We start from the raw sequence: 15308 nt of genomic DNA on the forward strand, positions 1-15308 counted from the left end.
GGTGAGGCTCTGGTTCTGGGGCGCCGCCGCGACGAGCGATGTGGCTTGAGACACACGTCCGGGAGCGCTCCCATGAGATTGCCGGCACGTGTCAGGGGTGTCAATAGACCGATGGGAGCGTTCCCAGATCGTTACCGCGCCGACCCACGGCGCGCCGCCGGAGGCACGGTCAGCAGAAGCGACGCAGCAGGGTGGTGGCCCGATCGGCGGCGAAGAAGTCCGGCTCGAAGCCGGCGCCGGCCCACTCCCGCATCATCCGGTGCTCGGCGTGCCCGGGGTCGGCAAGCGCGGCCAGCAGGACGGCGTACCCGGCCGGGCCCCCGACGTCCTCCGGCGGGCAGGCGCGCTCCCCCTCGACGCAGGCCGGGTAGCGCTCGTCCGGGTCGGCGGTGCACACGTCCTCGACCACCAGGTCGTGCTCCCACCAGTCGCCGAAGTCGTAGGTGTAGCGGAACCGGTCGCCCTTGCCCACCACCGCGTCCAGGCGGACGTCCAGCTCGTCGCGGAGCGCCAGCTCGCCGTCCGGGTCGGGCTCGCCGTACTGGCGGCCGTCGATGTCGAACGAGTGCAGGTGGCAGTCCCGCCAGCCCATCGCGTGCTGGACCACCCGGTGCAGCCGGTCCAGGGTGTAGCCGCCGGGGACCAGCACCCGCCGCCACACCGGCGGCCGGACCCCGGCGAGGGAGACCTTCAGCTGGAAGATCTGACGCGACATGCTGTCCCATCCTTCCTCGGCATAGGCTGCCTACATGATCTGCCGAGCGTGCCGGGAGCGACGGCACGACGACTGTCCAGGCCGGAAGTGGTGCGACTGCCAGCACCGTACCCCCGAACCCACCCCTCCGGTCACCGGTCCGGCCGGCGAATGAGCGTCGGAAGCCCGATCGAACGGATCTGGCCGGCACCCGTCACCGGGCCGCTGACCGACCCGGAACTTGCCGCGCTCTACGGCCGCGCCCCGCACCCCCACCTGCGCGTGAACTTCGTGGCCAGCGCCGACGGCGCGGTCACCCTGGACGGCTACTCCGCCGGGCTCTCCGGCGAGCCGGACAAGCGGGTCTTCGGGCTGCTACGGATGCTCTGCGACGGCCTCGTGGTGGCCGCCGGCACACTGCGCCACGAGGGCTACCGGGCGGTCCGGCTCGGCGAGGCGCGCCGGGCCTGGCGCCGCGAGCAGGGCCTGGCCGAATATCCGACCCTCGTGGTCGTCTCCGGCTCGCTGGACCTCGACCCGGCCCAGGCGTGCTTCGCCGACGCGCCGGTCCGGCCGCTGGTGCTCACCGGCGCGACCGCCGAACCGCCGCCCGGGCTCACCGAGGTGGCCGACCTCGTCCGCTGCGGCGGGGAGCGGGTCGACCTGGCGGCCGGCCTGGCCGAGCTGCGCCGCCGCGGGCTGGGCCAGCTCCTCTGCGAGGGCGGGCCGCACCTGTTCGGCGCGCTCACCGCCGCCGACCTGGTGGACGAGCTCTGCCTGACGGTCGCGCCGCTGCTCGCCGGGGCCGGCCCCGGCCGGATCACCGCCGGGGACGGCAGCCCGCCCCGGCACCTGCCGCTGCGCCACGTGCTGGCCGCCGCCGACGGGGTGCTGATGCTGCGCTACGCCCGCGACCCGGGCGGGCCGCCGCCCGCCGGCGCCGCTCCGGCCGCCTGACCGCACCGTCAAGGGCGGAAAGGGATACGCGGGCAGCCTCTCCCGGCCGGGGCGGAGCGGGCGGCCGGCGGCCGGCGTGCACGGGTCAACGGACCGGCGGAACGGCCACCCCCGGCGGCAGTGCGTCCGGCAGCCCGAACGCCACGGCGTGTTCCGCGCCCAGGAACGAGGTGATGCCGGCGATCCGGTCACCCCGCAGCGTCAGCACGTCGACCGACCACGGCAGGTAGGGGCCGGTCCCGCCCCGGCGCAGGTAGCCGGCGACCGCGGGCTGGCCGTTCGCGCCGGTCGTCAGGTGCCGCCAGCTGCCGCAGGGGCCGAGCGGCGCCGACCGGGCGAAGTCCAGCACCGCCGCGAGGCCCCGGTACCAGTGCGGCATCGGCGGCATGGACCAGGTGACGTCCTCGGTGAGCAGGGCGACCAGGGCGTCGGCGTCGCCGTTCTCCAGGGCGGTGGCGTAGCCGCTGACCACCTCCCGCAGCCGGACGTCGTCAAGCATCCGCAGGGTGCGCTGCTGGGTGGCGGCGGGCGCCCGCTCCGCGAGCGACCGGCGAGCCCGCGCGAGCGCCGAGTTCACCGAGGTGGTCGAGGCGCCCAGCATGGCCGCGATCTCCGCGGCGGAGTAACCGAGGACGTCGAAGAGCAGCAGCGCGGCGCGCTGGTTTCCCGGCAGGTGCTGCACGGCGGCCACGAAGGCCAGCTCGACCGCCTCGCGCTGCTCGTACCGCGCGCCCGGGGCGACGGGGCCGGCCGCCAGGCCGGTGTGCGGGTAGGGGCCGAGCCAGGCGACGTCGTGGTCCGGGCGGCTGTCCGGCACGGCGCGGTCGCTGGCCGGGCCGAGGTCGACCGGCAGGGCCCGCCGGGCGCGGCCGGCGATGGCGTCGAGGCAGACCCGGGTCGCCACGGTGTAGAGCCACGAGCGCAGCGAGCCGCGTCCCGCGAAGGCCGGCAGCCCGCGCCACGCCCGCAGCAGCGCGTCCTGGAGGGCGTCGTCGGCGTCGTGGACCGAGCCGAGCATCCGGTAGCAGTGGGCGTGCAGCTCCCGGCGCAGCGGCGCGACGAGCGCCGTGAAGGCGGCCTCGTCGACCGGGGTCCGGTCCGGAGATCCGGCGGCGGTCGGGGAACTGACGCTCACGACCGACGATTCTGCCGCAGCGGCGGAGTCAGGAAGGTGAACGGCTCGCCCGTCACGACTCTGGAGGACCCGATGAGCAGCATGTCCACCGCGCCCGTCACCACCGGCACCCTGGCGGTGCCCGACGGGCGGCTGTACTACGAGGTGCGCGGGCAGGGGCCGCTCGTGGCCCTGGTCGCCGCCCCGATGGACGCGGACGCCTTCGCCCCGCTGGCCGATCTGCTGGCCGCCGACCACACCGTGCTGACCACCGACCCGCGCGGGATCCGCCGCAGCGTCCTGCACGACCCCCACCAGGACTCGACGCCCGAGCTGCGCGCCGACGACGTCACCCGGCTCCTCGCCCACATCGACGCCGGCCCGGCCGCCGTGCTGGGTTCCAGCGGCGGGGCGGTGACCGTCCTGGCCCTGGCCCAGACCCGTCCTCCGCGGGTGCACACGGTCGTCGCGCACGAACCGCCGCTGCTCGGCCTGCTGCCGGACCGGGAGGAACTGTTCGCCCGCGAGGCCGACATGATCGCCACCTACCGCGCCGGGGACCGGCTCGGCGCCGGGCGCAAGTTCCTCGCCAACGCGAACATCCACCTGCCCGAGGAGGTGGTCCTGGGCATGTTCGGCGGCGAGCCCGACCCGCAGGCGGCCGCCGACGAGCACTTCCAGTACCTGCACATGATCCGCGGGACGACCGGGTTCCGGCCCGACGTGGCCGCCCTGCGCGACGGCCCGACCCGGGTCGTCGTCGGCCTCGGGGAGCGGTCGACAGGTGAGGTGTGCGACCGCACCTCGCGGGCGCTCGCGGCCGAGTTGGGCACCGCGCCGGCGATGTTCCCGGGCGGGCACGTCGGCTTCGCCGAGGACCCGCCGGCCTTCGCCGCCCGGCTGCGCGAGGTGCTCGCCGGCTGACCCCTCCGACACGGCGACGGCGGGCGCGGGACGCCGGGGTGGCGTGCCCGCGCCCGCCGTGGCAGGGACGCGGCCGGCCGGCGCCGACGGGGAGGAGTCCGCCGACGCCGGGCCGGGTGGATCAGTTGACGCTGACGGCCGACCAGGCGGCGGCCACCGCGTTGTACTCGGCGCTGCCGCTGCCGTACAGGTCGGCGGCGGCCGACAGGGTGGCGGCACGGGCGCCGGCGTAGTCGGTCCGCGAGGTCATGTAGGTGGTGAGCGCGCGGTACCAGATGGCGCCGGCCTTGGCGTTGCCGATGCCGGTCACGGTGCTGCCGTTGCAGGTCGGGCTGTTGCCGTACGCCGACGAGCCGCTGCCCACGGCGAGCAGGTAGAAGAAGTGGTTCGCCACGCCGGAGGAGTAGTGCACGTCCAGCCTGCCCACCGACCTGCTCCAGCAGTCGGCGGAGGAGCCGTCCTTGGAGGGCTTGTCCATGTAGCGCAGCGGGGCGCCGCTGGTGCGCAGCTTCTCGCCGATCAGGTAGTCGCCCGGGTCCTTGCTGTTCGCCGCGTAGAACTCGACCAGGGTGCCGAAGATGTCGCTGGTGGCCTCGTTGAGACCGCCCGACTCACCGCTGTAGCGCAGGCCGGCGGTGTTGCTCGTGACGCCGTGGCTCATCTCGTGCCCGGCGACGTCCAGCGAGGTCAGCGGGTACCAGCCGGAGCCACCGTCGCCGTAGGTCATGCAGAAGCAGGAGTCCTGCCAGAACGCGTTGGCGTAGTTGGTGCTGTAGTGCACCCGGCTGTACGCGCCGACCCCGTCGTTGCGGATGCCGCTGCGACCGAACGTGTTCTTGTAGAAGTCCCAGGTCTCCTGCGCGCCGTACGCGGCGTCGGCCGCGGCGGTCTGCCGGTTGGCCAGGGTGCCGTCACCGAACACGTTCGAGGCGCTGGTGACCAGGGTGCCGGTGCCGCTGGTGCCGCCGTTGAGGTCGTAGGTCTTGTGGCCGCCCCGGGTGGCGTCGGCGAGCTGGTAGGTGCTGCCGGAGAGGGTGCTGCCCACGGTGACCGTGCCGGAGTGGAAGGTGTTGCCGGTGCCGTCGCGCTGCACACCCTCCCAGGAGTCGCGCACCTTGCCAGTGGTGGCGTCGACCAGCACGTGCAGCTCGCTGGGGGTGCCGTCGGCGTACGCCCCGCCCACGACGACCTCGTAGGCCAGCGTGGTGCCGGCGGCGTCCGCGTCGTGGACGAGCTGGCTGCCGTCGACGCGGCGGGTGGCGGCGGTGGAGGCGGCGAGCGCGACCCGGCCGGCGGTCGCGGCGCTCACCCGGGCCTTGGCGCCCCGGGTCGGCGCGGCTGCGAGGCTCTGGCTGGCGCCCTTCCAGGTGTTGCCCTTGCCCAGGTGGACGACGGTGTCGCCGCCGAGCACCGGCAGGCCGTCGGCGTAGCGGTTGAGCCGGACGTGCTCGGTGCCGTCGGCGTCGGTCTGCACGTTCTTGAGCGTGAAGCTCTGGCCGTCGGCGACCAGCGCGCTGCCCGAGTGGGCCTTGAGCTGGGCGACCGCCCGGGTGAACGCGTCGGTGGAGACGGGGGCGGCGGAGGCCGTCGCGGGCAGCGTGCCGGCGGCGGCGAGCAGCGCCGCCGTGGCCAGCCCGCCGAGGAGAGTGGTACGACGCATGAAGTTCCTACCTTCACTAGGACTGCCGGTCGGGGGGGTGCCGACCGACGGGTGACCCGCCGTGGGAGGGCACGCCGGATCAGCCGCGTTCGTGCAGGTCACACGGTGCGGCGGCGCACCAGGGATCGATGGAGGAAAGATCCTCGATGCGTTGTTGCACATTCTTGCCGGACGCGGCCCATGTCTGTCACGACTTTCCGCCAAGATTTTTTCCACGACTTTTCGCGTCCCGTTCACCACCCGGACCCTCGGAGCGGACGCCGCGCCGGGACCCGCGCCCCGCCGGGTCGGGCTGCGCCGACTCGCGAACCCGCCCACGACCAGCGCCGTAACCTCGGGGAATGCGTTCTCCGCAGGCGACCGGGACGGCGCCGGACCAGGCCGACCGTCCGCTGCTCGCCGGTGGGCTGCTGGTCGCCACCGGCCTGGCCGACGTGCTGTCCGCGTACGGCATGCTCCGCTCGAGGCCGTTCGTGGTGCTGAACGGGGGCGGCCTCTACCCGGTCGACATCACCGGCTGGGCCTGGCTGCACCTGGCGGTCGGCACCGCGCTGGCGCTCGCCGGCCTGGCGGCGGCCACCGGCCGGCGGGGCGCCGCCACCGTGGCGATCGGCTGCGCCGTGCCGGCGATCGCCCTGGAGCTGCTCATGCTGCCGTACGCGCCGATCCGGGTGGTCCTGGTGGCCGCCGTCGACGCCGCGGCGATCCGGCTGCTGCTCCGGCACCGCCGGGCGACCGGCCGGGCGGGGTGAGGCGACCGGTCAGCGGGGCTCGCAGATCCGGCCGGTCATCGCGGGGTCGCCCTCCCGGTCGGCCGCCCAAACGGGGTTGAGCGCCAGCGGGAGCGGCGGGGCCTGCCAGGCGGCGCCCAACCGCTGGAGCAGGCGGTACTCCCGGCGCGGCTCGTCGACCCGGCCGCCGGCCAGGAAGTCGACCACCCGCTCCTGGGCCTGCCGCTCGCCGATCAGCCCGCCGTGCAGGGCGGGCATCTGGAACACCGGGATCCGGCTGTACTCGCCGGGCGGCGCCTCCGCCGCGCTGACCGTCGGCAGGAAGGTGATCATGCGGACCCCGGCCACCGGGCAGAGCGTGCGGTTGCGGTAGAAGGGCGCGTTGACCAGCACCGACCGCACGAACGGCTCGTCCGGCCGGCTCTTCACGCTGCGGCCCAGGTTGGCCAGCCAGAAGATCCCGCGCAGCTCCCAACCGGCGGCCACGCCCCACCCGCTGTAGCCCGGGGGCGGGTAGTAGGCCCGACCGGGCTGGATGAGCGGGCTGAACAGCAGCACCGCCTCCACGGGCAGGGGCTGCGCCCACTTGTCCAGGTAGGTCCGCGCCACCATGGCGCCCTCGCTGAACCCGAGCAGGGCGATCGGCCGGCCGGTCCGGCGGTGCACCTCGTCGATCTGCGCGGCGAGCAGCACCGCGCTGGAGTCCAGGGACTGGTGGGTCGCCTCCGGCCCGTACGGCAGCGGCCGGCCCTGCCGATCGAGGCCCACGTAGGAGAAGCGCTCCACCCGGGGGTCCTCCGGTGCGCGACCGTTCCACTGCGAGTCGTGCCCGGCGATGGCGATCACCGCGTGCGGCACCCGGTCGGGCAGCCGCTCGGTGAGCACCGGGGGCAGCCACTCCGCCGGCGGGCCCGTCGCCAGGCCGACGAGGGACTGCGACGCGACCGCGGCGGCCATGGTGAGGACGATCGCCACCGGCGCCACCGGGGTGCGGGCCAGGCGGATGCGGGCCGGCAGCACGGCCGCCGCCACGGTGCGCTGCCAGAGCAGGCCGTTGGCCAGGCCGGCAAGCGCCGCCACCGGGACGCCCCACCAGCCGGACGTGCTGGAGATGACCGCGCCCGCGACGGTGAGCACGACGAAGTTGAGCACCGACCAGCCGAGCAGCTCGATCGTGGGCAGGCCCCGCCACCAGTTCCGGACCACCCCGGCGCGCTGGAGGAACGGGGCGAGCACCAGCATCGGGGCGAGCGAGGCGAACAGGTAGAGGGAGAGCGCGACCGCCGAGAAGGCGACCGAGATCGCGGCCCACGGCGAGATGATCACCAGGGCGAGGGCGGCCACCTCCAGGTTCCGCCGCACCAGCCAGCCGAACGACGGACGGGCCGCGCGCGCGGGCCAGGCCAGCGCGGTCAGCCCGGCGGTGAGCAGCCCGCGGAACACGGTGAGCCCCACCAGCCCGAGCAGGAAGTTCCCCCAGGAGTCGTGGAACACGAGCAGCCACCGCAGGTCGTGGAACGAGTCGTACGGCCAGACCGCGGTGACCTGCGGCGCGAGCCCGCGGGCGCCGTGGAAGCCGATGCCCACCAGCACCGTCTCCTGCACCACCGGCGGCAGCACGGCGAGCAGCAGCAGCATCGCCGTCCGGTTGCGGACTGCCTCCACCGCCGCTCCTCGCGCCTCGCGTCCTCGGGCCCCTTGCAGGATCTCCCGCGAGCCGGCCCGGCGGTGCCGGAATGGCCGACCAGGGCGTACGGAGAGTCAGCGGGCCGTGCCGCTGTGCAGGGTCGGCGGACCCGCGGGGTGGCGTCCGCCGCGTCGCGTGGCAACCTGTCGCATCCCTCGGGCAGGATGCACGACGTGCGCCGCGAACGGGACGACCAGCCGACCGGAGACCGCCGATGACCGACGACCTGCTCGACGGCCCCGGCGACGGGGTCGGCCGGGTGCTCGGCACCGCCGACGCCACCCCGCTCACCTTCTGGACCGCCGTGGCGCCCGGCAGCTACCTCCAGCTCGACGACGTGGTGGTGACCCGCCGCGAGCTGCCCGGCCGGGAGCCGGTCACCATCGCCGGCGTGGTCACCCAGGTGCGCGCCCGGCACGAGGGGGCGCAGTTCGACTCCGACGTGTTCGCCATCGCCGACGGCACCCTGCCGGCCCAGGTGCAGGAGGCCGCCGAGATCACCACCACCCGGGTCGACCCGGAGTTCTACGTGCCGCCCACCCCCGGCGCCGTGGTGCACCGGGCCGAGGGCGACGCCCGGGCCCGGGCACTGCACTTCGACCGGATGGAGCGGCGCATCCCCATGGGCATGGGCCGCGACGGCGTCCCGGTCTACCTCAACGCCGACTTCCTCGACGGCACCCGGGGCGCGCACGTCTCCATCTCCGGCATCTCCGGCGTGGCCACCAAGACCAGCTTCGCCACCTTCCTGCTCTACTCGGTGTTCCGCTCCGGGGTGCTCGGCGGCGACGCGGTCAACGCCAAGGCGCTGATCTTCAACGTCAAGGGCGAGGACCTGCTCTTCCTCGACCACCCCAACACCCGGCTCGACGACGCCACCCGGGCCGGCTACGCCAAGCTCGGGCTCGACGCGGGCGCCTTCCCCGACGTCCGGGTCCACGCCCCGCCCCGGGTCGGCGACTCCTCCGGCACGCCCGACGTGAGCAGCCGGCTCACCGGGGTGGACAGCTTCTACTGGACGTTGAGCGAGTTCTGCGCCGACCGCCTGCTGCCCTACGTCTTCGCCGACGCCGACGACGAGCGCCAGCAGTACACGATGGTGGTCCACTCGGTCGCCGCCCACCTGGCCCGGTACGCCCAGCCCGCCGACGGCGGGGTGAGCATCGACGGGGTCCGGCTGGGGTCCTACGCCGACCTGGTCGACCACGTCGTCGAGCAGCTCAACGACGACGAGACCCGGGGCGACTGGGCGGGCAGCGCGGTCGGCCTCGGCACGGTCAACGCGTTCGCCCGCCGGCTGATCGGCAGCAAGAAGGACCTGGGCCGGCTGATCCGGGGCGACCTGGCGACCCGCCGCCCGCACTCGATCAACACCGCCGAGTCCGCCCAGGTCACCGTGGTAGACCTGCACAACCTGCCGGACCGGGCGCAGCGTTTCGTGGTCGGCGTGACGCTCAAGAGCGAGTTCGAGCGCAAGGAGAAGGCCGGCACCGCCAAGCCGCTGCTCTTCGTCGTCCTCGACGAGCTGAACAAGTACGCCCCCCGGGAGGGCTCCTCCCCCATCAAGGAGGTGCTGCTCGACATCGCCGAGCGGGGCCGCTCGCTCGGGGTGATCCTGGTCGGCGCCCAGCAGACCGCCAGCGAGGTGGAGCGGCGGATCGTCACCAACTCGGCGATCCGGGTGGTCGGCCGGCTCGACCCGGCCGAGGCGTCCCGCCCGGAATACGGCTTCCTCCCGCCCGCCCAGCGCCAGCGTGCCCTGCTGGCCAAGCCGGGCACCATGTTCGTCAACCAGCCCGACATCCCGGTCCCGCTCTGCCTGGAGTTCCCCTTCCCGGCCTGGGCCACCCGGGTCTCCGAGGCCGGCCGGGCGCCCTCGGAGACGCTGCGCTCGATCACCCAGGCCGCCGACCCCTTCGCGGTGGTCGGCTCGGGCACCGCCGACGACGACATCCCGTTCTAGAGGGCCGACCATGAAGATCCTGCACACCTCCGACTGGCACGTCGGCAAGGTCCTCAAGGGGCAGTCCCGGGCCGACGAGCACAAGCAGGTGCTCGCCCAGGTGATCGACATCGCCCGGGTCGAGCGCCCCGACCTGGTCATCGTGGCCGGCGACCTCTACGACACGGCGGCGCCCACCCCGGAGGCGACCCGGCTGGTCACCCGGGCGCTGACCGCGCTGCGCCGCACCGGCGCCGACGTGGTGGCGATCGGCGGCAACCACGACAACGGCGCCGCGCTCGACGCGCTGCGCCCCTGGGCCGAGGCCGCCGGCATCACGCTGCGCGGCAGCGTCCGGGACAACCCGGCCGAGCACGTCATCGACGGCGTCACCCGCGACGGCGAGCGCTGGCAGGTCGCCGCGCTGCCCTTCCTCTCCCAGCGCTACGCCGTACGCGCCGTGGAGATGTACGAGCTGACCGCGGCCGAGGCCAACCAGACCTACGCCGACCACCTGGGGCGGGTGCTCGCCCGGCTCGCCGAGGGGTTCACCGAGCCGGACCGGGTGCACCTGGTCACCGCCCACGTCACCGTGGTCGGGGCGAGCACCGGCGGCGGCGAGCGCGACGCGCACACCGTGCTCGGCTACGCGGTGCCGGCCACCGTCTTCCCGGGCAACGCGCACTACGTGGCCCTGGGCCACCTGCACCGCTCGCAGCGGGTGATCGGGCCCTGCCCGGTCCGCTACAGCGGCAGCCCGCTCGCCGTCGACTTCGGCGAGCAGGAGAACGTCGGGTCGGTGACGATCGTCGAGGTGACCGCGACGACCGCCGCGCAGATCCGGGAGGTGCCGGTGCCCGGGGCCGTCCCGCTGCGCACCGTCCGCGGCACCCTGGCCCAGCTCGCCGAGATCGACGTGCCCGACGGCTGGCTGCGGGTCTACGTCCGCGAGCAGCCGCGCGCCGGGCTGCGCGAGGAGGTGCAGGAGCTGCTCCCCCGGGCGCTGGAGATCCGGATCGACCCGGAGCTGGTGCCGGCGCCGGGCAGCGGCACCCGCACCGCCCAGCGGGCCGGCCGCTCGCCGCGCGAGCTGTTCGCCGACTACCTGGGCAGCCGGGGCCACGCCGACGAGGACGTCCGGGAACTCTTCGACGAGCTGCTCGAGGAGGTGGAGCACTGATGCGGCCGATGCGGCTGGACATGGCGGGCTTCACCGTCTTCCGCGAGGAGACCACCGTCGACTTCACCGACGCGGACTTCTTCGCGCTGGTCGGGCCGACCGGCTCGGGCAAGTCGACGGTGCTCGACGCGATCTGCTTCGCCCTCTACGGCACGGTCCCCCGCTGGGGCGGCGCCCGAGGGCTGGCCAACGCCCTCGCCCCGTCGGCCACCGAGGCGCGGGTGCGGCTGGTCTTCGAGTCCGCCGGCGACCGCTACGTGGCCACCCGGGTGGTCCGCCGGGACGGCCGGGGCGCCGTGAAGACCGCCAACGCCGGGCTCCAGCTCATGCCGCCCGGGTTCGACGTGACGAAGCTCGACACCGGGCTCAGCCCGGAGGACCTGGGCGAGGTGGTGGCCGGCACCCCCGCCGAGATGGAGCAGGCGGTGCTCGACGCGGTCGGGCTGCCGTACGAGCAGTTCACCAGCTGCGTGGTGCTGCCGCAGGGGCAGTTCGCCGACTTCCTGCACGCCAAGCCGGCCACCCGGCAGCAGATCCTGGTGAACCTCCTCGGGCTGGGCGTCTACGAGGAGGTGCAGAAGAAGGCCACCGAGCGCGCCGGGCAGGCCGAGGCGAAGCTGGAGGCGGTCGACAAGATGCTCGGCGGCCTCGCCGACGTCGACGAGGAGAGCCTGGCCGGCGCCCGCGACCGGGTCGACCGGATGCGCGAGCTGGCCGGGGCGGTCGCGGCGGCCGTACCCGAGCTGGAGCGGGCGCGCGCGACGGCGCGCGAGCAGGCGACGGCGCTCGCGGCGCTCGACGCCGAGCTGACCGTGCTGGCCGGGGTCCGGCCGCCGGACGGGACCGCCGAGCTGGCCCGGGCGGTGGCCGCCGCGCGGACGGCCGCCGACGAGGCGGTCACCGCGGTCGGCCTCGCCGAGGAACGCGAGGAGAAGCTGCGCGGCGAGCTGGCCGCGGCCGGCGACGAGAGCGCGCTGCGCGTGCAGCTGAAGGCGCACGCCGACCGGGAGAGGCTGGCCGGCGACGCGGCGGCGGTCCGCGCGGCGGTGGACGCGGCGCAGGCCGAGCACGACGCGGCGGCCGGGGCGCTCGCCGCGGCCCGGGCCGAGGCCGAGCGGGCCGAGGTGGAGCTGGAGGCGGCGTTCCGGGCGCACGAGGAGGCGAAGGCCACCGACCAGGCGGTGGCGCTGCGGGCGCACCTGGTCGACGGCGGCCCCTGCCCGGTCTGCGAGCAGCCGGTGCCCCGGGTGCCGGCCGTGCCGAAGGGTTCGGCGGTCGCCCGGGCGCTCGCGGCCGGCAAGGCGGCCCGGGCGGCCAGCGAGGCCGCCAAGCGGGTGGTGCAGGAGCGCGACGCGGCCGCCCGGGAGCTGGACCGGGTGCTGCTGCGCGCCCGCGCCGAGCACGACCAGCTCGGTGCCCGGCTGGCCGAGCTGGACGGGCAGCTCGCCGGCGCCGCCACGCCGGAGGCGCTGCGCGGTTCGCTGGCCGAGCACGCCCGGCTGCGCCGGGCGCTGGAGGAGGCGGCGGGAGCGGTGCGCGCGGGCCGCGACGCCGCGCGCCGGGCCCGCGGCAACCTGGACGGCGCGCAGGAGCGGCTGCGCCGGGCCTGGCGGGACTTCGACACCGTCCGCGACGGGCTGGCCCGGTTCGGCCCGCCGGCCGCCGACCGCGACGACGTGGCCGCCGCCTGGACGGCCCTCGCCGGCTGGGCCGGCGAGCAGGCCGGGCGGCGGCGCGCCGACCGGGCCGGGCTGGCCGCCGCCGTCGACGCCGCGGAGGCCGCGGCCGGCGAGGTGGCGGAGCGGATCGGCGGGCTCTTCGACGCGGCCGGGCTGGCCGCGCCGGAGGACCCGCAGCGCGACGCCGCGGTGGCGGTGGAGCGGGCCGAGGCGGAGCTGCGCCGGCTGGAGGAGCGCCGCGAGCAGGCCGCGGAGCTGCGCGAGCAGCGGGCCGGGCACGAGCGGCAGGCCCGGGTGGCCCGCGCCCTCGCCGGGCACCTGCGGGCCAACAACTTCGAGCGCTGGTTGCTGGCCGAGGCGCTGGACCTGCTGGTCGACGGCGCCTCGCGGATCCTGCGCGAACTCTCCGGCGGCCAGTACGACCTGGTGCACGACAAGGGCGAGTTCTTCGTGATCGACCACCACGACGCCGGGCTGCGGCGCGGGGTGCGCACCCTGTCCGGCGGGGAGACGTTCCAGGCGTCGCTGGCCCTGGCGCTGGCGCTCTCCGAGCAGCTCGCCGGGATGTCCACGAGCGCGGCCAGCCTGGAGTCGATCGTCCTCGACGAGGGCTTCGGCACGCTGGACGCGGCCACCCTCGACACGGTGGCGGCCACCCTGGAGAACCTGGCCGCCCGGGGCGACCGGATGGTCGGCGTGGTCACCCACGTGCCGGCGCTCGCCGAGCGCATCCCGGTCCGCTTCGAGGTCCGCAAGGACGCCCGCACCGCCCGCGTGGAACGGACCGGCCTGTGAGCGCGAGGAGTGCAGCGCAGCGGAGCCCCGCAGTCGCGAACGAAGGGCAGGCACTGTGAGGAGCGCCGCGTGACGGGACCGTCGAGGGCGGGCGCCCGGTTCTTCGTCGACGCGTGGGACCCGGCGTACGGCGCGTCGTTCGAGGCGGCCGGCGGGGGCGGGCCGGCCGCGCCGAGCAGCGCCCAGGTCGACGCCGACGTCGAGCTGCCCGCCACCGACTGGCGGGCCGTCGACGTCCGGCGCGACGTCGCGGCCCCGGACGTGGTGCTGCTGGTCGACGGGGTGCGCCGGATCGACGCCAGCGTCTGGACGGCCGAGGACGACGGCAGCTCCTTCCCGGGCATCGCGGCCTCGTACGCCGCCGGGGTGGTCCGTTGCGACCTGGAGCGGGGCGCCGCGGAGCTGGCCGGCGCCCGGGTGGGCCGGGGGCTGTTCACCGCGAGCCCCTCGGCGCAGGACGTGGTGGCCGGCGCGATCCGCTACCCGGTGCACCGGGTGAGCGGCACCGGCGAGCTGAGCAAGCTCCCGGCCGCCGTGCAGGGCCCGCTGACCGCGCTGGAGGTGGCGGTCTCCGACGCGGTGCGCACCGACGGCGACCTGCTGGTGGTGGACGGGCCGCTGCGCAGCCGGCGGAACCTGCCCCGCACCCTGGGCTACATCAAGACCCAGCACAGTCAGTATCTGGACGGCCGGCTCACCGCGGTGGTCACGGGGCTGGCCCCGGGGCAGCGCTGCCCGGTGTTCCGGCTGGGCACCGCGTGGGGCGGCTACTCGTGGTATCTGCGGCTGCCGGTGGCCGGCGGCGCGCCCTGGGCGGGCGTCGTGCGGGTCGAGTGCTCCGCCGACCTGACCGAGGCCGAGGCGATCGAGCTGGCCGACCTGTCCCTGGTCACGCTGCCCCGGTTCGCCTCCACCCCGTACAAGGACCCGCGCGCCCCGCAGAACCTGATCCCGATCGCCGGCCTGGAGCGGCGGCTGCGCGGGATGCTCGGCGACGCCCGCCTGCTGCACCGGGTGCTCATCGCGGCGGCCCGGGGGATCCGGCGCTGATGGGCCGGCGACGCGGCGCGGACCGGGCGGTCGCGCAGGTCGACACCGGGCAGGCCGAGCTGGTGCCCGACCCGGACCGGCCGGGTTCCTGGACGCTGCTGCTCGACGGCGCGCCGCAGTCACATGTGGACCTCACCGACCCCACCCACCTGGAGTTCGAGTACGTCCGGCGGCTGGCCGCCGCGATCGACCTGGTGGCGCCGGCCGGCGCGCCGCTGCGGGTGCTGCACCTGGGCGGCGGCGCGCTCACCCTGCCCCGCTACGTGCAGGCCACCCGCCCCGGCTCCACCCAGCGGGTGTCCGAGGTGGACGGCGCCCTGGTGGACCTGGTCCGCCGGGAGCTGCCGTGGCCGGCCGACCCCCGGCTGCGGGTCCGGGTGGCCGACGCCCGGGCCACCCTGACGTCGAGCCGGGACGGCAGCTACGACGTGGTGGTCGCGGACGTCTTCGCCGGCGCCCGCACCCCCGCCCACCTGACCTCGGTGGAATACGCCGCCGAGGTGGCCCGGGTGCTCCAGCCGGACGGCTGCTACCTGGCGAACGTTGCCGACGGCCCGCCGTTGCGGCACGCCCGCGGGCAGGTCGCCACGGTACGCACGGTGCTGCCCCGGGCGTGCCTGGTCGGCGACGCAGCGGTCCTGCGCGGCCGGCGCTACGGCAACCTGGTGCTGGTCGCGTCCCGTGTGGAGCCGCCGGTGCCCGAGCTGACCCGGCGGGCCGCCGGCGACTGGTTCCCGGGCCGGGTGCTGGCCGGCGCCGAGCTGGACCGGTTCGCCGGGGGCGCGCCGGTGGTCCACGACGCCGATGCCACCGACTCCACCCCGCCTCCGCCCGGAATTTTTTCCGTCCGGCGTTGATCCGCTCGGCGGGCCGCTCCGTATCACCGGGCGGCCAT

The 15308-nt window shown here is 75.6% G+C and carries 12 protein-coding genes; 8 read left to right on the top strand and 4 right to left on the bottom strand.

Annotation, left to right across the window (positions count from 1 at the left end; all coding sequences use genetic code 11):
* Positions 1-169 precede the first annotated feature (169 nt).
* The gene (locus tag NLX85_RS03100; protein ID WP_212837329.1) at positions 170-715 is read right to left on the bottom strand and encodes a plasmid pRiA4b ORF-3 family protein; all 546 of its coding nucleotides are present in this window, start codon (positions 713-715) and stop codon (positions 170-172) included.
* A gap of 150 nt (positions 716-865) precedes the next feature.
* Here NLX85_RS03100 and NLX85_RS03105 point away from each other — a divergent pair, with 150 nt between their 5' ends.
* Positions 866-1651: a pyrimidine reductase family protein gene (locus tag NLX85_RS03105; RefSeq protein WP_254331497.1), complete on the top strand. Its 786-nt coding sequence runs from the start codon at positions 866-868 to the stop codon at positions 1649-1651.
* Between the two features lie 85 nt (positions 1652-1736).
* Here the strand turns inward: NLX85_RS03105 and NLX85_RS03110 are convergent, their stop codons facing one another.
* Complete coding sequence (locus tag NLX85_RS03110; protein WP_254331498.1) at positions 1737-2786, bottom strand: sigma-70 family RNA polymerase sigma factor; 1050 nt, start codon at positions 2784-2786, stop codon at positions 1737-1739.
* Between the two features lie 72 nt (positions 2787-2858).
* Here NLX85_RS03110 and NLX85_RS03115 point away from each other — a divergent pair, with 72 nt between their 5' ends.
* Entirely contained in the window at positions 2859-3689 is an 831-nt protein-coding gene (locus NLX85_RS03115; protein ID WP_254331499.1) for an alpha/beta fold hydrolase, read from the top strand.
* 121 nt (positions 3690-3810) lie between these two features.
* Here NLX85_RS03115 and NLX85_RS03120 read toward each other — a convergent pair whose 3' ends face one another.
* Positions 3811-5349: a M4 family metallopeptidase gene (locus NLX85_RS03120; protein ID WP_254331500.1), complete on the bottom strand. Its 1539-nt coding sequence runs from the start codon at positions 5347-5349 to the stop codon at positions 3811-3813.
* Between the two features lie 341 nt (positions 5350-5690).
* Between NLX85_RS03120 and NLX85_RS03125 the strand changes: the two genes are divergently transcribed.
* On the top strand, positions 5691-6101 hold the full coding sequence (locus NLX85_RS03125) for a hypothetical protein (protein WP_254331501.1): 411 nt from the start codon (positions 5691-5693) through the stop codon (positions 6099-6101).
* A 9-nt stretch (positions 6102-6110) separates the two neighbouring features.
* On the opposite strand, the gene NLX85_RS03130 is transcribed toward NLX85_RS03125, so the two are convergent.
* Complete coding sequence (locus NLX85_RS03130) at positions 6111-7718, bottom strand: hypothetical protein (RefSeq protein ID WP_256566329.1); 1608 nt, start codon at positions 7716-7718, stop codon at positions 6111-6113.
* 263 nt (positions 7719-7981) lie between these two features.
* Between NLX85_RS03130 and NLX85_RS03135 the strand changes: the two genes are divergently transcribed.
* From NLX85_RS03135 to NLX85_RS03155, 5 genes are all read left to right on the top strand, one after another.
* On the top strand, positions 7982-9730 hold the full coding sequence (locus NLX85_RS03135) for an ATP-binding protein (RefSeq protein WP_254331503.1): 1749 nt from the start codon (positions 7982-7984) through the stop codon (positions 9728-9730).
* 10 nt (positions 9731-9740) lie between these two features.
* The gene (locus tag NLX85_RS03140; RefSeq protein ID WP_254331504.1) at positions 9741-10889 is read left to right on the top strand and encodes an exonuclease SbcCD subunit D; all 1149 of its coding nucleotides are present in this window, start codon (positions 9741-9743) and stop codon (positions 10887-10889) included.
* Positions 10889-13363 (top strand): AAA family ATPase, encoded by a 2475-nt coding sequence (locus NLX85_RS03145; protein ID WP_254331505.1) that lies wholly within the window; start codon positions 10889-10891, stop codon positions 13361-13363. The genes NLX85_RS03140 and NLX85_RS03145 overlap by 1 nt, the downstream gene beginning before the upstream one ends.
* A 69-nt stretch (positions 13364-13432) precedes the next feature.
* A complete protein-coding gene (locus tag NLX85_RS03150; RefSeq protein WP_254331506.1) occupies positions 13433-14413 on the top strand; it encodes a hypothetical protein in 981 nt (326 codons plus the stop codon).
* Entirely contained in the window at positions 14413-15270 is an 858-nt protein-coding gene (locus NLX85_RS03155) for a spermidine synthase (protein WP_254331507.1), read from the top strand. Before NLX85_RS03150 ends, NLX85_RS03155 begins: the two co-directional genes overlap by 1 nt.
* Positions 15271-15308: the final 38 nt, after the last annotated feature.

Origin of the sequence: Micromonospora sp. A3M-1-15 (assembly GCF_024213425.1) — a bacterium.
Taxonomy (GTDB): domain Bacteria; phylum Actinomycetota; class Actinomycetes; order Mycobacteriales; family Micromonosporaceae; genus Micromonospora; species Micromonospora chersina.